This is a genomic window from Nonomuraea sp. NPDC004186 (genome assembly GCF_053603495.1).
The window spans coordinates 49,221-66,641 of the sequence record NZ_JBSGFQ010000029.1; the positions used below are offsets into that span (position 1 = coordinate 49,221).

Consider the following 17,421-nt stretch of genomic DNA (forward strand, 5'->3'; position numbering starts at 1 on the left):
CACTTTTCGTGCCTGGCTGACAACATGTGACCTGCGTCTCATACCTTTCGCGCAAATTCCCACGAAAGCATCGACTACTAGACAACCCGTCAGTAGGGTTGCCACTCATCTCATCCGTAGGCGGCGGAGGTGGTCATGGCGGTAACCCGAGGTCGCCGATGACCCTGTCCGGGTACATCGGACGCCGGGCCGGCTCGACGCTCGGCCAGATCGGTGAGCTGTTCGTCATCGTCCTGGAGGGGCTGCGCAGGACCTGGGACATCAGGCGCTGGTGGTGGGAGTTCGTCGAGCAGTGCTGGTTCCTGGCCCGGGTCACCAGCGTCCCGGTCCTGCTGGTCGCTCTGCCGCTGGGCGCCACCGTGGCGCTCCAGGTGGGCGAGCTGGCCAGGCAGCTCGGCGCCAGCTCCGCGACCGGCAGCGCGGTCTTCGTCGGGCTCATCCGCGAGGTGGCGCCGCTGGCCAGCGCGCTGCTGATCGCCGGGGCCGGCGGCAGCGCGATGACCTCCGACATCGGCGCGCGCCACATCCGCGACGAGCTGAGCGCAATGGAGGTCATGTCGGTCAACCCGATCCACCGCCTGGTCACGCCGCGCATGTGGGCGGCCAGCACGGTCGCGGTCTGCCTGTGCCCGCTGGTCATCCTGGCCGGCGCGAGCGGCGGCTACTTCTTCAACGTCGTCGTGCAGGGCGTCACCCCGGGCGCGTACTTCGACGGCGCGTTCTCCCTGGTCGTCGCCTCCGACCTGTACGTGACGCTGTTCAAGGCGTGGATCTTCGGGTTCATCGCGGCGGCGGTCGCCTGCTACAAGGGCATGACGTGCGCCTCCAGCCCCGTCGGCGTGGGGCGGGCGGTCAACCAGGCGACCGTGGTGACGTTCATGCTGGTGTTCGCGTTCAACTACGTGATCTCGGCCGTCTACTTCCTGGCCTACCCGCCGAGGTCGCTGTGATGATGGTGACGCGCACGGCCGGCCTGCGGCTCGCGCTGCGGGGGCGGGACGTCGCCGAACGGTTCGCGACGCTGGCCGACTGGCCGCTGTTCGTGTGGAAGGTGCTGTTCTACTCCGTACGCGACGTCGTCCTGCGGCTCAAGTTCTTCAAGGTCGTCATCAGGCAGGTCAGCGACGTCGTGGTGGGCGTCGGGGCGACCGTCATCGGCGGCGGCATGATCTTCGTGGTGTTCACGATGGCGTTCGTCGTGGGCGCGACCGTGGGCCTGCAGGGCTACCAGGGGCTGCAGGCGATCGGCGCGGAGTCGTTCATGGGCCTGGTGGGCAGCTTCGCGAACGTCCGCGAGATCACCCCGATCATCGCCGCGACGGCGCTGGCGGCGCAGGTGGGCTCGTCGTTCACGGCGGAGCTGGGCGCGATGCGGATCTCGGAGGAGATCGACGCGCTGGAGGTCATGGGCATCAACGCCTTCACCTATTTGATCTGCACCAGGGTCGTGGCGGCGCTGCTGGCGCTGGTGCCGATCTACCTGATCGCGCTCTTCGCCAGCTTCTTCGCCACCCGGCTGATGTGCACGGTGCTGTTCGGCCTGGCGCCGGGGGTCTACGACTACTACTTCTATCTGTATCTGCCGGTCCGGGACATCGCGTTCAGCGTCACCAAGGTCGGCGTGTTCGCCTTCGCGGTCATCGTGATCCACTGCTACCACGGCTTCCACGCCACCGGCGGCCCGGTGGGCGTGGGCGTGGCGGCGGGCCGCGCCATCCGCCAGTCGATCGTCACGATCGTGCTGCTCAATCTGCTGCTGTCGTACCTGTTCTGGGGCAGCGGCGGCAACATACCGCTGACGGGGTGAGCCGGTGGGCCGATTCCAACTCTCCCTCGCCGCCCGGGTGGGCATCGCGTTCGCCGTGCTCGTCGTGCTCGCCGCGGCCACCCTGTACGTCGTCCGCACCGCCACCGAGCTGAGCGGGACCAGGATCGACGCCGTGTTCGCCAGGGCCGGGCAGGGCATGGACGCCGGCTCCCCCGTCAAGATCCGCGGCATCACGGTCGGCAAGGTGACGAGCGTGTCGCTGGACGCCAAGGGCCGGGCCGTGGTGACCATGCACCTCGACCCCGGCGTCAAGGTGCCGGGGTCCACGGTCGCCTCCGTCGAGCCGGCCTCGGTGTTCGGCCCCAAGTTCCTCGACCTCAAGCCCGGCTCCGGCGAGACCACCGGCCCCTACCTGGCCAGCGGAGCCGTCATCACCGACACCGAGGGCCCGCTCGACCTGTCCGACACGCTCGGCGCCGCCTACCGCGGCCTGAACGCCGTCGACCCGCGCGAGGTCACCGTCATCGTGCACACCCTGGCCCAGGGCCTGGACGGCGAAGGCGAGAACCTGCGCGAGCTGATCGGCGACGCCGGCACGCTCGTCGGCGTCGCGCACCGGCAGCGCGGCCGGGCCCGGCAGTTCCTGCACGACGCCGCCCTGCTGGGCACGGCCCTGCAGGACAAGGGCGACGACCTGGTCTCGATCTCCTCCGACGTCAACGTCATCACCCCCGACCTGCTCGCGCGGGCCGACAAGGTGCGCGCGCTGCTGGACGAGGTCACCTCGGTCTCCGGCCTGGCGGCGCACGGGCTGGCCAAGCACCGTCAGGACCTGCGGGCTGGCGTGCACTCCACCGAGCGGGTGGCCGCGCTCATCTACGCCCAGCTCGGCCTGGCCGGCGACGGCGTACGCGGCCTGAACAGGCTGGTCGACCTGCTCAACGAGCTGATCGAGGCGCCCGGGCCGGGCAACACCCGCCAGCTCCAGGTCGAGGCGTTCGTGGCGACCGACGTCTGCGAGCTGATCGTCGGCATTTGCGGCCCGACCGACGGGAGGCGCTGACATGCGCCGGGCCTGGACGTTCGCGCGGTTCGCGGTCTTCGTCGGCGTGTGCGTGGCGCTGATCGCGGTGATCGGCGTGCAGATCGCCCGGGTGAGCACGGACGCCGGATATCCGCTGGTCGCCGTGTTCGACGACGTGTCGGGGCTGAACGAGGGCGACCAGGTGAAGATCGCCGGAGCGCCCGTGGGCCAGGTGGACACGATCAAGGTGGTGGACGGGCGGGCCGAGGTGACCATGGAGGTGCAGCAGGGGATCACCGTGCCCGCCGACACCGAGGCCGCCATCCGCTGGCGCAACGCGGTCGGCCAGCGCGTGGTCTACCTGCTGCCCGGCACCGCGCCCGGAAAGCTGACGCCGGGGGCGCGCATCACCCGTACGTCCTCCGTCGTGGACATCGGCCAGCTGGTCAGCGACCTCGGCCCGCTCACCCGCAGCCTGGACCCCGACCAGATCAACCAGCTCCTCACCGCCGCCGCCAGGTCGCTCAAGGGCAACGAGCGGAACATCCCGAGGCTGCTCGACAACGTCAACGCCATCACCACCACGGTCACCGAGCGCAGGAAGACCATCGAGCAGTTACTGAAGGACTATGCCACCGTCACCGGCGTGGTCGCCCGGCGCGACAAGCAGATCGAGCAGCTCGTCGACAACCTCGTCACGCTGTCGGAGGCGTTCGCCGACAACCGCGAGCTGATCGACGAGTCGCTGGTGGAGCTGTCGACGACCGTGCACACCTCCAACGAGGTGCTCGGCAAGAACGCCGACGAGCTCGGCCGGCTGGTCGACAACCTGTCGGGGCTGACCGGCGGCATCAGGCGGCACGTGAACCAGATCGACAGGACGGTCAGCACGTTCCAGCCGCTGTTCGCCCGCGCGTACCAGACCGTGGACCGCGGCCGTTACTTCATCACCGCGGTCCCGTGCGTGGCGCTGAGCGCCGCGCCCTGCCCGTACGGGATGCAGGCGCCGCCGCCGCTGCGCAACACCCGGGTCCAGAGCACGAAGGACCTGCAGAAGCTGCTGGTGGGCGAGTGATGGCGCTCAAGTCCTTCCGCGACCGCAACCGGATCGTCGTCGGCCTCGTGTCGCTGGCCACGCTCGCCGCGATCCTCGTCGGCACGTTCCTGGTCGGCAACCTGGGGCTGCTGGAGGGCGGCTACTCCATGTCGGGCGTGTTCGTGGACTCCGGCGGGCTGCGCACCGGAAACGACGTCAGGGTCGCCGGGGTGCGCGTCGGCAAGGTCACCGAGGTCCGCGCCGACTACGCGCAGGGCGACGTCGTGGTCACCTGGAAAGTGGACGACGGCGTACGGCTCGGCCGCGGCACCCGGGCCGACATCGCCCTGTCGAACCTGCTCGGCGGCCGGTACGTCAAGCTCACCGGCCCCGTCACGGCCCCGTTCATGGACCAGCTCCCCGAGGGTCAGCGGCGCATCCCCGTGACGCGGACCGGCGTGCCCACCCTGATCAACGACGCCATCAAGGACGCCACCCGGCTGGTCCAGCGCCTGGACACCGACGCCGTGGACGACCTGCTCACCGAGCTGGACAAGGTCGACCTCGGCAAGCGCGGCCGCATCACCCGGCTGCTGCGCAACATCGGCGACCTGTCGGACACGATCAGCAAGAGCGAGCCGCAGCTCCAGCGGCTCATGGACAACGGCACCCGGATCATGAACGTCCTGGAGAAGAAGGACAGGCAGCTCTCGCGGCTCATCGACGCCATCGGCGTCATGCTGGCCGAGCTGCGCCGGCGGCGCGAGGAGCTGCGCACGCTGCTCGGCGACGGCAGCGACCTGGTGCGCAGCACGACCAAGCTGATCAACGAGCACGAGAAGACCCTCGTCCAGGTGCTGGACGACAACGCGGCCATCACGACGCGGCTCAGCGGCAGCAACAAGCAGTTCAATTCGCTCCTGGCATGGGCGGGCCCGACGTTCTCCGGCCTGTCCACGATGGGCGGTCAAGGCCCGTGGCTCGAGGCCATAGCCACGGGCCTCGGCCCCATCAACCCGGAGGTGCTCGCCGCCATCTCCAAGGACAGGAAGAGCGCCAGATGAGACGACTCGTGGCGGTCCTGCTGGCCGTGGCCGGGGTGTTCCTGACGTCGGGGTGCACCGTGCTGGGGCCGGAGCCGTACCGGCTGGTGGCGATCTTCCGCAAGGCGCCCTCCCTGTACGAGCAGGCGCGGGTCAAGGTGATGGGGCTGGACGCCGGATATGTCGAGAAGATCCGGATCGATGGGGACAAGGTGAGAGTCGACCTGCTGGTGGACCGGCAGGTGCCGCTCCCGGCCAAGGTGAAGGCCGTGGTCGCGCCGCAGAACACGCTCGGCGAGCGGAACGTCGTCCTCTACCCCCCGTGGAAGCCCGGCGACCAGAAGGTCGCGCCGGGGACGGTCATCCCCCTGGAGCGCACCGACCTTCCGGTGGAGATCGACGACGCGCTCGACGCGTTCACCAAGCTCACCGACGCGCTCGACGACAAGAAGCTGGGCTCCGTGGCGAGCGACCTGGCCGACGGGGTCAGGGGGCGCGGCAAGACCATCAACAACGCCATCGACGACACCTCCCGGCTCACCGGCACCCTGGCCAAGCAGGACCAGCAGCTCGTCGATCTCGCCAAGGGGCTGAACCGGCTGGCCACCGGCCTCAACCGGCGCGAGAGCCAGGTGACGGGCGCGATCGACGCGTTCGCCGAGGCCAGTTCGATCCTGGCGGAGGAGCGGCGGCGGCTGCGCGACTTCATCACCGGCATCTCGGACTTCGTGCGGCGCGGCGACGTGCTCATCGAGCAGTACTCCGAGCGGCTCCCCCAGGCCGCCGGGACGCTGGCCGAGCTGGTGCTGACCATGCGGGCCAACAGCGCGTCCGTGGCACAGGCGATCAAGGGCGCGGCCGACTTCGCCGACGTGGTGATCGACTCGTGGGACAGGAAGCAGCACGTGCTGAAGATCCGCGTCGTGCTCAACGCGATGACCAAGGCGTGGCTGACACCGCTGTTCCAATCGCTGAACCTGGGGCGGGTGCCGTGCCTGCCCGCCGGGCTGAGCAACTGCCCCTACGAGCAGCAGGGGAGGCGGCGATGAGGGCCCGCCTGCTCGCCGCGATCCTCGCGCTCGCCGTGACGGCGTCGTGCTCGCTCCAGACGCTCGGCGCGACCACCGGCGACCTGACCCTGCACGCGGTCTTCGACGACGTGCAGAGCCTGGTGGCCGGGCACAGCGTGCAGATCTCCGACGTACGGGTGGGCACGGTCACCGACATCCGGCTGGAGGGGTACCGGGCCAAGGTGACGATGTCGATCGTGTCCAGGTACCGGGTGCCCGAGGGCAGCACGGCCACCGTGGCCAAGACGTCGGTGCTGGGCGAGAACTACGTCCTGCTCACGCCGCCCGCGGGCAAGGACCTGGCCACGGGGCCGTACCTGAGCAACGGCGCCACCATCGCCGACACGTCGGTCGAGCCGGACATCGAGCAGGTCACCGCGAAGGCCGGGCCGCTCATCGAGGCGCTCGGCGCGCAGGACGTGAACGCCATCCTCGACGCGGCCTCCACCGCCTTCGCCGGGAAGGGCGACGACGTCAACAAGCTGATCAAGCAGACGGCCGAGGTCACCGACGCCTACGCCGCGGCCCGCCAGGACCTGGGCACCAGCATCGACGCCCTGGCCAAACTGGGCGACGACCTCGCCAAGGGCAGCGGCGAGCTGGACCGGCTGCCGGGCACGCTGGCCGCGGCCACCGCGCGGATCGCGCACGGGCGCAAGCACGTCAAGAAGACGATCATCGCACTCACCCGGCTGGCCAAGGAGGCCAACCTCACCGTCTACCCGCGCCACGCCGCCCGGCTGCGGACGCTGCTGCTGGAGCTGGAGGCCATCTCGTCGGCGATGCAGCGGGGCAAGGAGGACCTGAAGACGCTGGTGGCGCGGCTGCAGAAGTTCATCGACGCGCCGCCGATCACGGCCAACGGGCAGGTGCTGATCTACCTGTGGCTGAAGGGCGTCCTGCTGCCCAAGAAGTCGTCGCAGGGGCTGCTGCCGAACCGGATCGAGGACTTCCGCCTGCTCCTGGAGCCGCCGCGATGAAAAACCGGATCTATCTGAACCTGGGCTTCTTCGCCGTCCTGGGCGTGGTCATGACCGTCTGGGCGTTCAGCACGATCATCCGGCTCGACGCCATCGAGCGGCCCTACCGGATCTCGGCCGAGTTCGTGTCGTCGCCGGGGCTCATCCGGGGGTTCGACGTGGCGTACCTGGGGGTGCGGGTCGGCAAGATCGGCGACGTGCGGCTGGCGCCGGGCAAGATCGTGGTCGGTCTCGACATCGACAGGGGGATCCGGCTGCCGCAGGGCGCCACGGCCGAGGTGCGGCGCAAGTCGGCCATCGGGGAGCCGTACGTGGAGCTCTCGCCGCCCGCCACCGGCGTGAAGGGCCCCACGCTCGCGGCCGGGGACACGATCCCGCTGGCCAAGACGTCGGTGCCGCTCGACTACAAGAAGCTGTTCGAGGGCGTCGGCAAGCTGCTGAACGCGGTGCCGCCCCGGGACGCGAAGACGATCACGCATGAGCTGGCCGTCGCGCTGGACGGGCGGGCCCCGGCGATCAGGAACATCATCGACGACGCCCACTCCCTGACCGGCACGCTGGCCGACAACGCCGCCGTCCTCGACGACCTGTCGGTGCAGCTCACCCGGCTCACCCACACGCTGGCCGGCAAGCGGGGCGAGCTGGCCTCCGGGATCACCGACCTGAGCACGGTGACGAGCACGCTGCGCGCCTCCCGCGCCGACCTGAACGCCTTCCTCGACCGGGGCCCGGGGGTGTTCGCCCGGCTGGACGCGGCCGTCAAGAAGTCCAGGCCGGGGTTCTCATGCCTGCTGACGGCGCTGGGGCAGCCGCATCGACCGGCGTTCTCGGCGGAGACCGAGCGGAACGTGCACCACCTGCTCAGCATCGTCCCGACCGCGCTCAGCCTGGCGGACGACATCAGCGACCGGCACGGCGACACCGTCTACGGGAGGGCGGCGTTCATCTTCAGCGTGCCGGGCGGGCCGGCCCCGGCCGAGGAGTACGCCGGCGCGGTCGGGCCACCGACGGTGCCCACCCTGCGCTCCTGCCCCTCCCCCGCCGCTGCCCCGGACTCCGACGACTCCCGCGCAGATCGCCGTACAGATCCCCATCAGGACGCCGCCGGACCGGCGGACACCGCCTCACCCGCCTCGCCCGCCGAGTCCGCGCGTCCGGTGGCGAGGAACACCGAGAAACCGAAACAGCGCCCCGAGGCCACCCCGTCGCCCAGCGGCGCGGCGGCCGCCGGGCCCGCGTCCCGCACCCCGCCGAACGCCACCCCGCTGATTGCCGGGATATTCCTCGCCGTGGTGGCCGGCGGTGGCATCGTGGGCTGGATCGCGACGGGCCGGGCCGCCCGCCGCCGTGAGGAGTCGAAATGACCACCAAGCAGGACCTCTCCGAGGACGCCCGCACCGATGAGGCCCCCTCCGAGGAAGAGCAGCCTACGGTGGCGGAGGCGACGTCCACCGAAACCGAAGAGGCTCCGGACGAAGAGACGGCGGGCGGCAAGGGCGGCGGGCGCGTCACGCGGGCCCGGGTGCTCGGGACGCTGGCGGCGATGCTGGTGGCCGCGCTGGCCGCCACCGCCGTGCTGCAGTGGATCTCCGCCTCGCAGGCCGAGGACGCGCGGGCCAGGCTCGAGTCCGAGCGCGCGCTGCGCCTGGAGGTGTCGGGGGCGGCGAGCGCGTTCAGCAAGGCGCTGCTCAGCTACGACTACCAGAACCTCCAGAACACCCGCTCCACCCTCGCCGCGCAGGCCACGGGCGACTTCCTGGCCACCTACGACGCGGCGTTCGGCGGGGCGATGGCGCAGGTCATCGTCAAGCTCAAGGCCACCTCGCAGGCCACGGTGCGCGAGGTCTACCTGGCCGACGTGGACGAGGCCACCGCGCACGCCATCGTCGTGGTGGACCAGCAGGTGAACACCTCCGAAGCGATCCGCTCCGTCAAGGACTCGCACCTTAAGATCAGCCTTGTGAAGGAGAAGGGGACCTGGAAGATCCATGACGTGACCGTTCTCGGCGCGGCCTCGGAGGACCAGTACAACCTCACCGGCGACAAGAAGAAGGACTGACCATCGGTTCCTTAGCGATGGGTGGCCGCCCCGACGAGGTGCGCGCCCCGGAAGACTGGCTCACCGAGGTGGAGACCGAGCGGGCCGGGCGGTTCAGGTTCGAGGCGGACCGGGCCAGCTTCGTCGCTGCCCACCTGCTCGTACGGCTGTGCGCCGCCGCCGTGCTCGACGTCGAGCCGCAGGGGCTGACCCTGCTGCAGCGCTGCGACCTGCACGGCCTCGGGCACGGGAAGCCGTACATCGAGGAGGCGCCCGAGCTGGGCGTCAGCTTCAGCCACACGCGCGGCTACGTGTGCGCGGCGGCCGGTCCCGGCAAGGTCGGCGTGGACGCGGAGCACGTGCCGCCGGGGCCGCTGGACCCGCTGCTCGCCGACCGGGTGCTCACCCCGCGCGAGCGGGCGATGGTCACCGGCAACGACGAGCTGATCCGGCACTGGACGCGCAAGGAGGCGCTGATCAAGCGCGGCGAGCTGACGCTCGACAGGCTCCGCGCGGGCGGCGACGACCTCGAGGGCCGCCACCTGCTCGAGTGGAGCGTGGGGCCGGACATCAGAGTGGCCATTGTCACGGACACCCCCGCGAGGAGGGTGCCCCTCCCCGGATAGACTTGTACACATGTTCTACCGGAAATCCCTGGAGGAGCGGATCGCCGACCGCATGGCCCAGCGGCGGCCCCTCGAAGAGGGGAAGACGTTCGAGCACGGGCCGGCCAAGTTCGTGTTCATCTCCTTCATCGTCATCGTCGTGCTGATGCACGTGATCGGCGTCGCGATCGCCATGCACTACTTCAGCTGACCCGACCCCTGCCCCCGTCAGCGGCGGCGGGTCGGAGTGGGGTCGAGAAAGACCTGGCTGATCCCCGAGAAGCGCTCCCGCAGCCGCCGTTCCACCTCGTCGCAGGCGATCTCCACACCCGCCGCGCTCGCCACGTCCACAAAGTCGATCTTGGCGGCCACCAGGATGGAGCCGGGCCCGATCATCATGGTGAGCAGCTCGACCACCTCCTCCACCTCCGGCTGGGCCGTCAACTCGGCCCGGATGCCCTCCTCCACGTGCGCGGGCGCGGCCTGGCCGATGAGCAGCGAGATGTTCGACCGGATCAGGATGAGCGCCACCACCAGCAGGAGCAGGCCGATCCCGACCGACGCCAGGCCGTCCCACAGCGCCGAGCCCGTCAGCTGCGACCCGGCCAGCCCGGCGGCCGCGATGACCAGGCCCACGAGGGCGGCCGCGTCCTCGAACAGCACGGCCTTCAACGGGGTGTCGGAGGTGATCCGCACCAGCCGGACCGGGTCGAGCTCGTGCCTGGCGGCCTGCCTGCGCAGCTGGGTGAGGGCCTTGGTGAGCGAGACGGCCTCGACGGCGAACGCGACGGCCAGCACGATGTACGACGGGGTGAGGTTCGTCAGCTCCTCGCCCTTCTCGATCACGTGCAGTCCGTGCGTGATCGAGAACCCGGCCCCGCCCACCAGCGTCGCGACCGCCGCCATCATGGCCCAGAAGAACCCGCTCTTGCCGTGGCCGAACGGATGCCGCCGGTCCGGCGGCCGGCCCGCGCGGCGCACCGCCACCAGCAACAACAGCTCGGTCACGGTGTCGGCGGCCGAGTGGGCCGCCTCCGACAACATCGCCGCCGAGCCGCTGAGGAGACCCGCGAAGAGTTTGGCCACGGCGATCGTCAGATTGGCCGCTCCCGCCACCAGGACGGTGCTCAGGCTCTCTCCCGAATCCCGCTGCTCCATAGCGCTTCACTCTACGTGCGCTAGATTGGAGATCATGAGCGCGCCTCGTTGGCTTTCACCCGCCGAACAGCGTGCCTGGCGCACGCATCTGGCGCTGCACAAGCTCCTCATGCACCGGCTCGACCGGGAACTGCAGGAGCACCAGCTCTCGTTGAACGACTACGAGATCCTGGTCAACCTCTCGGAGAACGAGGGGCGGCGCATGCGGATGAGCGACCTGGCCGACGCGACGATCCAGTCACGCAGCCGGCTGTCGCACCAGATCTCCCGCATGGAGGCCAAGGGCCTGGTGACCAGGGAAGACTGCCGCGACGACCGGCGGGGCACGTTCGCGGTGCTGACCGATGAGGGCTGGGAGACGATCCAGCGGGTGGCGCCGGACCACGTGGCGAGCGTGCGCGAGCACTTCGTCGACCGGCTCACCGACGAGCAGCTCGAAGCGATCGACGCGGCCTACGGGCCGATCGTCGAGCGCCTGAAGAAATTGCGCTGAAAAACTGCGCTGAAAAAACTGCGCTGACGAAGTTGCGCTGACACCCAACCGATATCCGCGACGCCGCACGGCGTTCCCAGGCGGTGGATACGATCCGCACATGCTCAGAAAGCTTCTGATCGTCGCCGTTCTCGCGCTGGTGTCGGCGTGCTCGTCGGGCGGCGGCGGCGAGCTGCCCGCCGGTCCCGACCTGATGAAGAAGGCCTCCGAGGCCATGAAGGGCGTCAAGTCGGCCAGCTTCTCGATCGCGACCGAGGGCAAGCCCAAGGTGCCGGTCAAGAAGGCGGACGGCAGGCTCACCGCCGCCGGTGACGCCGACGGCACGATCACGATCGACATCCTGGGCAGCCTGCAGGAGGTCAGCTTCGCCCTGGTCGGGGACACCGTGCACTTCAAGGGGCCGACGGGCGGCTTCCAGAAGATGACGCGGCAGCAGCTCGCGCAGTTCTACGACCCCTCGGTGATCCTCGAGCCGACCAAGGGCATCGCGCAGCTGCTCGCCTCCGCGACCGAGCCCCAGGTGGAGGCGCTGGAGGGCGACGCGTACCGGGTGGCCACCGCGTTCCCCGGGCAGGCCATCGGCCAGATCATCCCCGGCGTCACGCAGGGTGTGAACGGCAAGGTCTGGCTCGACAAGGCCACCAGCCGCCTGACCAAGGCCAGCCTGCCGCTGCAGGGCGGCACGGTGACGGTGTCGTTCAGCGACTACGACGCGCCGGTCACGATCACGCCGCCCGCCGCCGGATGAGACGCGCCCGCCGGGTCGTCCTCGGCGCCGGGGGCGCGGTGGTGCTGCTGGCCGCGCTCGACGCGTACGTGGTGGTCACGGTCCTCATCGACATCGCCGAGGACGTGGGCATCCCGCTGAACCACCTGGAGCGGGCCACCCCCATCGTGACGGGGTTCCTGCTCGGGTACGTCGCCGCGATGCCGCTGCTCGGCCAGCTCTCCGACCGCTACGGGCGGCGGCCGCTGATCCACGCCTGCCTGGCGGCGTTCGCGCTCGGCTCGGTGCTGACGGCGCTGGCCGCCGGCGAGGTGATGGTGGTGGCCGGGCGCACCGTGCAGGGGGTGGCGGGCGGGGCGCTGCTGCCGATCACGATGGCGCTCATCGGCGACCTGTGGGACGAGCGCGAGCGGCCGGTGGCGCTGGGGGCCGTGGGGGCGGCGCAGGAGCTCGGGAGCGCCCTCGGGCCCCTGTACGGCGGGGTGCTGGCGCTGATCCCGAGCACCGTGGTGGCGGGGGTGGAGCTGGGCGGCTGGCACGCCATCTTCTGGATCAACCTCCCGCTCGCTGCCCTGGCCGCCGTCGCGGTCCACTTCACCGTCCCCTCCGGCACCCCTGACGCCGCACCCTCCACGACCTCCACCGGCGGCACGGCCGACCAGGTCGAGCCCGGCGGAGCCGCAGGCGAGACGGCCACCGGCGCCGACGCGGCGGCGCATCGTGCGGGCGACTCCGGCGCCGGGCGGGTGCAGGTCGCCGGTGCCGACACGGCGGCGCATAGCGTGGGCGGCTCCGGCGCGGTCACGGGGACGGCCGCCGCTGCCGGGCGGGTGAAGGTCGCCGAGGGCAGACGGCGCGTGGACGTCGTCGGCGGGGCGTTGCTGGCGCTGGCGCTCGCGCTGCTGGTCGTGGGCCTGTACAACCCCGACCCGGCCAAGACCGTGCTCCCCCCGTGGGGCCTGCCCGTGATCGCCGCCGGAGCGCTGGCGGCCGGGATCTTCGTGTGGTGGGAGATCCGCTCCCCCGTACGCCTGCTCGACCTCTCCGCCACCCGCAAGGGCCCCCTGCTCGCCACCCTGGCCGTGAGCTTCCTGGCCGGGGCGGCGCTCCTGGTGACCATGGTGTTCGTCCAGTTCACCGCCCAGACCCTGCTCGGCGAGGACGCGCTGGGAGCGTCGCTGGTCCTGGCCAGGTTCCTGGCCGCGCTCACCGTGGGCGCCGTGCTGGGCGGCCTCCTGGCCCGCAGGCTGGGCGACGGCGTCGTCGCGGTGGCGGGCATGGTGCTGGCGGCGGCCGGCTACTGGCTGATGAGCCGGTGGCCGCTCGAGCTGGAGAGCGCCGGGTTCCTCGTGGACGTCGACCTGGTGGTCGCCGGTCTGGGCCTGGGCCTGGTCATCGCCCCGGTCTCGTCGGCGGTGCTGCGCGTGACCTCGGCGACCCAGCACGGCGTGGCGTCGGCGGCGGTCGTGGTGGCCAGGATGATGGGCATGCTGATCGGCATCGCGGCGGTGTCGGCGTGGGGCTTCTACCGGTTCCAGTCGCTGACCGCGCATCTGGACACGCCGCTGCCGTTCGGCGTGGACACGGTGACGTACCAGCGGCAGCTGGCCGAGTACACCGCGAAGGTGCAGGCGGCGCTGCACACGGAGTACACGGAGATGTTCCTGGTCACGGCGTTCATCTGCCTGCTGGGCGCGGCCGTCGCGCTGCTGATGCCCCGTACCCGGCGGGACGCGCCCTCCGCGCCCGCCTGAGAGGCGGACGCGGAGAGCCGTCGGTCACGGGGACAGGCGGTGCAGGTCGCGGGGGAAGGCGGTGGTCTGGCGGATGTTGGCGGCCCCGGTCAGCCGCGCCGTCCACCGTTCCAGCCCGAGCGCGAACCCGCCGTGCGGCGGCATCCCGTACCGGAACGCCTGCAAGTACCCCTCGTACGCCTCCAGGCCCTCGCCCCGGGCGGCCAGCGCGGCCACGTAGTCCGGGTACCGGTGCAGCCGCTGCCCGCCGGTGACCAGCTCCAGACCCCTGAACAGCAGGTCGAACCCGTTGGAGTAGCCGGGCCGCGCGGGGTCCGGGTGGGTGTAGAAGGGCCGCTTGGACATCGGGTAGCCGGTGACGAACAGGAACTCCGACCCGTGTTCCTTCGCCGCCCACTCGCACAGCCACCGCTCCTGCGCGGGCGACAGGTCCGGCTCGGCCGAGCCGGTCAGCTCCTGTGCCTCGGTGAAGTGGATGGCCGGGATCTCGGCGGGCACCTCGGGCAGGACCGCCCCGGCGCGTTCGACGGCGGACGGGGCGCGGCGCCGTACCGACTCCAGCATGCCCGCCACCACCTCCCGCAGCACCGCCATCACGTCGCGGTGGTCCCGGACGAAGCCCAGCTCGGCGTCGAGGCTGGTGTACTGGGCCAGATGGCGTACGGTGTCGTGCGGCTCGGCGCGGAAGACGGGACCGACCTCGAAGACCCGCTCGAACACCCCCACCATCGCCTGCTTGTAGAACTGCGGCGACTGGGCCAGGTAGGCGCGGCTGCCGAAGTAGTCGATGCCGAAGACGTTCGCGCCCGACTCGGTGGCCGAGGCGACGATCTTCGGCGTGTGGATCTCGGTGAACCCGAGCCCGTCGAGCGTCTCGCGGAAGCCCGCCACGCTCGCGGCCGAGATCTCCAGCGGCGCGCTGAGCAGCGGATGCCGCAGCGCGACCGGCGCGTGGTCGAGGATCGTCGGCAGCCCGGCCGACACGACGGGCCGGTAGAGGTCGAACGGCGGCGCCGCGCACGGCTCCGTCACCACCTCGATCTCCGGCTCGACCAGCTCGACGCCTCCCGGCGCCTGCGGGCTGGCCGTCACGGTGCCGGTGACCTCGACGACGCTCTCCTCTCCGGGCAGGTCGCTCGCGGCGACCACCTGGGCCAGGCCGGTACGGTCCCTGACGACGAGGAAGGACACGGATTTCAGCTGCCGGCGGCGATGGACCCAGCCGGCGATCGTCACTCGTTGGCCGGCGTGCTCAGCGAGCTCCGCCGACATGACACGAGAGATCATTACAGCTCCTCACGAGGAATTGCATGACCCCTTGGGAGTGCGGGGGAGAAGGGAGCTCCCGGTGCCACCGCACTTTCGCCGCCTCATTGAAGGCGGCCTCGACGACCCGATGACGGGGGTCAGGCCGGCGGGGCATTTCCTCCCCGCACTCGGGAGTGTCTTCACCAGCGGAGCACGGGACCGCCTTCGCAGCTACCGGCGGCTCTCTCGACCCCTGCGGACCTCTGGCTACTCGTCTCCGTCGACGCGTTGCCGTAGATCTTACGGCCGCGCCCGGGGGAACGGCAAAGCCATTCTCCCCGGGCGCCGCGTGCGTTACTTGTCCTTCTTGGCGCGCTTCTCCCGGATCTTCATCGTGACCTCGATCGGCGAGCCGGCGAACCCGAACTCCTCCCGGATGCGCCGCTCGATGAAGCGCCGGTAGGTGTCCTCCAGCCATCCCGACGTGAACAGCACGAACTTCGGCGGCTCCACGGAGGCCTGCGTGGCGAAGAGGATCTTGGGCTGCTTGCCGCCCCGCACCGGCGGCGGCGTCTGCTGCACCAGCTCCGTCAGGAACGCGTTGAGGCGGGCGGTGGGCACCCGGGTGGACCAGGAGTCGAGCGCCTTCTCCAGGGCGGGCACCAGCCGGTCGATGTGCCGGCCCGTCAGGGCGGAGATGTTGACCCGCAGCGCCCACGGGGTGCGGACGAGCTGCCGGTCGATCTCCTTCTCCAGGTAGTAGCGGCGGTCCTCGTCGACCAGGTCCCACTTGTTGAAGGCGACGACCATCGCCCGGCCCGACTCGATGACCAGGCCGATGATGCGCAGGTCCTGCTCGGTGAGGATCTGGCTGGCGTCGATGAGCACGACGGCCACCTCGGTGCGCTCCAGCGCGGCGCGGGTGCGCATGGCCGCGTAGAAGTCGGCCCCCTGCAGCTCGCGGTCGCGCCGCCGGATGCCGGCCGTGTCGACGAACCGCCAGGTGCGCCCGCCCAGCTCGATCAGCTCGTCGACCGGGTCGCGGGTGGTGCCGGCCATGGGGTCGACCAGCACGCGCTCCTCGCCCGCGAGCTTGTTGAGCAGCGAGGACTTGCCGACGTTGGGCTTGCCGAGCAGCGCGACGCGGGCGGGGCCGCGCTCGGTCTCGAAGCCGAGCGCGGGCGTCTCGGGCAGCGCGTCGAGCACCACGTCGAGCAGGTCGCCGCTGGAGCGCCCGTGCAGGGCCGAGACGGGGTACGGCTCGCCGAGGCCCAGCGACCACAGCGCGGCGGCCTCCAGCTCGAGCTGCTGGTTGTCGACCTTGTTGGCGGCCAGGACGACCGGCTTGCCGGACTGCCGCAGGACCGAGCCCACGATCTCGTCGGCGTCGGTCGCGCCCACGGTGGCGTCGACGACGAACACGATCACGTCGGCCAGCTCGACGGCGACCTGGGCCTGCTCGGCGATGCGCAGGTTCATCCCGGTGGCGTCGGGGTCCCAGCCGCCGGTGTCGACCACCGTGAAGCGGCGGCCACGCCAGTTGGCGTCGTACGTGACCCGGTCGCGCGTGACGCCCGGCACGTCCTCCACGACCGCCTCGCGGCGGCCGATGATGCGGTTGACCAGCGTGGACTTGCCTACATTAGGCCGCCCCACGATGGCGACGACCGGCAACGGCGTAGTGTCGCCGTGCTCGGTGATCTCAAGGTCGTCGAGGCCGGCCTCGACCCAATCCCCCGTTGGCACGAAATTTCATCCTTTGTGAGTACCGCACCCTCAGGTGCGCTCTTTGACCAGTCTCAACACCTCAGCGATGACCTCTTCCAAGGTCAACGGCGTGGTGTCGAGCTCGACGGCGCCATCCGCCATCGAGAGTGGGTCCGTCTTTCGGGTCGAGTCGAGGGTGTCACGCTTGGCCATGGCCTCCTGCTGCGCCGCCACCGTCGAGCCGGCCAGCTCGGCGTTGCGCCGCCGGGCACGGGCCTCCGGGCTGGCCGTCAGGTAGACCTTGACGGCAGCCTCGGGCCAGACGGCCGTGCCGATGTCGCGGCCCTCGACCACGACGTCACCGGCCCCGATGAGCTCGCGCTGGAGCGCGACCAGGCGGGCCCGGACCTCGGGGACGGCTGCCACGGCGGAGACCGCGCCGGTGACCTCGGACTCCCTGATCGGACCCGCCACGTCGACGCCGTCGACGTGGATCGTGGGACCGTCGGGGTCGGTGCCGGACTCGATGCGCGGCTCGCCGCAGCGGGCGGCCACGGCGGCGGGGTCGGTCAGGTCGACGGACTGCCGGAGCATCCACCAGGTCATCGCCCGGTACATCGCCCCGGTGTCGAGGTAGCGCAGGCCCAGCGCCCGGGCGACCCCGCGCGACGCGCTCGACTTACCCGACCCCGAAGGACCGTCCATGGCGACGACCAGACCGGTCACGGCCTCTCCCTCTTCACGAGCTTCTCAAGAACCCCAACCTGAAG

General features: G+C 70.8%; 18 protein-coding genes. 14 read left to right on the forward strand and 4 right to left on the reverse strand.

Annotated features, from left to right (window positions below):
• Nucleotides 1–158 precede the first annotated feature (158 nt).
• Genes ACWEPL_RS23770 through ACWEPL_RS23820 form a run of 11 tightly spaced genes read left to right on the forward strand, consistent with a single transcriptional unit; the run spans nt 159 to nt 9,775 of the window.
• Complete coding sequence (locus tag ACWEPL_RS23770; protein ID WP_350726465.1) at nt 159–950, forward strand: MlaE family ABC transporter permease; 792 nt, start codon at nt 159–161, stop codon at nt 948–950.
• Nucleotides 950–1,807, forward strand: coding sequence for an ABC transporter permease (locus ACWEPL_RS23775; RefSeq protein WP_313045386.1), 858 nt, complete (start codon nt 950–952; stop codon nt 1,805–1,807). Before ACWEPL_RS23770 ends, ACWEPL_RS23775 begins: the two co-directional genes overlap by 1 nt.
• 4 nt (nt 1,808–1,811) lie before the next feature.
• Nucleotides 1,812–2,831 carry an MCE family protein gene (locus ACWEPL_RS23780; protein WP_452437476.1) on the forward strand — a complete coding sequence of 340 codons (1,020 nt, stop codon included), beginning with the start codon at nt 1,812–1,814 and terminating at the stop codon, nt 2,829–2,831.
• A gap of 1 nt (nt 2,832) precedes the next feature.
• Entirely contained in the window at nt 2,833–3,867 is a 1,035-nt protein-coding gene (locus tag ACWEPL_RS23785; RefSeq protein ID WP_452437477.1) for an MCE family protein, read from the forward strand.
• Nucleotides 3,867–4,892, forward strand: coding sequence for an MlaD family protein (locus ACWEPL_RS23790; RefSeq protein WP_363963934.1), 1,026 nt, complete (start codon nt 3,867–3,869; stop codon nt 4,890–4,892). Before ACWEPL_RS23785 ends, ACWEPL_RS23790 begins: the two co-directional genes overlap by 1 nt.
• Nucleotides 4,889–5,920, forward strand: coding sequence for an MCE family protein (locus ACWEPL_RS23795; protein WP_452437478.1), 1,032 nt, complete (start codon nt 4,889–4,891; stop codon nt 5,918–5,920). Before ACWEPL_RS23790 ends, ACWEPL_RS23795 begins: the two co-directional genes overlap by 4 nt.
• On the forward strand, nt 5,917–6,921 hold the full coding sequence (locus tag ACWEPL_RS23800; protein WP_363963930.1) for an MCE family protein: 1,005 nt from the start codon (nt 5,917–5,919) through the stop codon (nt 6,919–6,921). The genes ACWEPL_RS23795 and ACWEPL_RS23800 overlap by 4 nt, the downstream gene beginning before the upstream one ends.
• Nucleotides 6,918–8,285: an MCE family protein gene (locus ACWEPL_RS23805; protein ID WP_452437479.1), complete on the forward strand. Its 1,368-nt coding sequence runs from the start codon at nt 6,918–6,920 to the stop codon at nt 8,283–8,285. Before ACWEPL_RS23800 ends, ACWEPL_RS23805 begins: the two co-directional genes overlap by 4 nt.
• Entirely contained in the window at nt 8,282–8,980 is a 699-nt protein-coding gene (locus ACWEPL_RS23810) for a hypothetical protein (protein WP_452437480.1), read from the forward strand. The genes ACWEPL_RS23805 and ACWEPL_RS23810 overlap by 4 nt, the downstream gene beginning before the upstream one ends.
• A 17-nt stretch (nt 8,981–8,997) precedes the next feature.
• Entirely contained in the window at nt 8,998–9,585 is a 588-nt protein-coding gene (locus ACWEPL_RS23815) for a 4'-phosphopantetheinyl transferase family protein (RefSeq protein WP_363963924.1), read from the forward strand.
• A 10-nt stretch (nt 9,586–9,595) separates the two neighbouring features.
• On the forward strand, nt 9,596–9,775 hold the full coding sequence (locus ACWEPL_RS23820; RefSeq protein ID WP_350726448.1) for a hypothetical protein: 180 nt from the start codon (nt 9,596–9,598) through the stop codon (nt 9,773–9,775).
• 17 nt (nt 9,776–9,792) lie between these two features.
• Here the strand turns inward: ACWEPL_RS23820 and ACWEPL_RS23825 are convergent, their stop codons facing one another.
• Nucleotides 9,793–10,722 (reverse strand): cation diffusion facilitator family transporter, encoded by a 930-nt coding sequence (locus ACWEPL_RS23825; RefSeq protein WP_363963922.1) that lies wholly within the window; start codon nt 10,720–10,722, stop codon nt 9,793–9,795.
• A gap of 34 nt (nt 10,723–10,756) precedes the next feature.
• Between ACWEPL_RS23825 and ACWEPL_RS23830 the strand changes: the two genes are divergently transcribed.
• The 3 genes from ACWEPL_RS23830 (at nt 10,757) to ACWEPL_RS23840 (ending at nt 13,696) form a co-directional block, all read left to right on the forward strand.
• The gene (locus ACWEPL_RS23830; RefSeq protein ID WP_363963920.1) at nt 10,757–11,215 is read left to right on the forward strand and encodes a MarR family winged helix-turn-helix transcriptional regulator; all 459 of its coding nucleotides are present in this window, start codon (nt 10,757–10,759) and stop codon (nt 11,213–11,215) included.
• Between the two features lie 100 nt (nt 11,216–11,315).
• Nucleotides 11,316–11,963 (forward strand): LppX_LprAFG lipoprotein, encoded by a 648-nt coding sequence (locus tag ACWEPL_RS23835; protein WP_363963918.1) that lies wholly within the window; start codon nt 11,316–11,318, stop codon nt 11,961–11,963.
• A complete protein-coding gene (locus tag ACWEPL_RS23840; protein ID WP_452437481.1) occupies nt 11,960–13,696 on the forward strand; it encodes an MFS transporter in 1,737 nt (578 codons plus the stop codon). The genes ACWEPL_RS23835 and ACWEPL_RS23840 overlap by 4 nt, the downstream gene beginning before the upstream one ends.
• A 24-nt stretch (nt 13,697–13,720) precedes the next feature.
• Here ACWEPL_RS23840 and aspS read toward each other — a convergent pair whose 3' ends face one another.
• From aspS to cmk, 3 genes are all read right to left on the reverse strand, one after another.
• Complete coding sequence (aspS, locus tag ACWEPL_RS23845) at nt 13,721–14,983, reverse strand: aspartate--tRNA(Asn) ligase (protein WP_350726440.1); 1,263 nt, start codon at nt 14,981–14,983, stop codon at nt 13,721–13,723.
• Nucleotides 14,984–15,298: 315 nt separating this feature from the next.
• Nucleotides 15,299–16,690 carry a ribosome biogenesis GTPase Der gene (der, locus tag ACWEPL_RS23850; RefSeq protein ID WP_394500028.1) on the reverse strand — a complete coding sequence of 464 codons (1,392 nt, stop codon included), beginning with the start codon at nt 16,688–16,690 and terminating at the stop codon, nt 15,299–15,301.
• A gap of 30 nt (nt 16,691–16,720) precedes the next feature.
• On the reverse strand, nt 16,721–17,377 hold the full coding sequence (cmk, locus tag ACWEPL_RS23855; RefSeq protein ID WP_452437482.1) for a (d)CMP kinase: 657 nt from the start codon (nt 17,375–17,377) through the stop codon (nt 16,721–16,723).
• Nucleotides 17,378–17,421 lie beyond the last annotated feature (44 nt).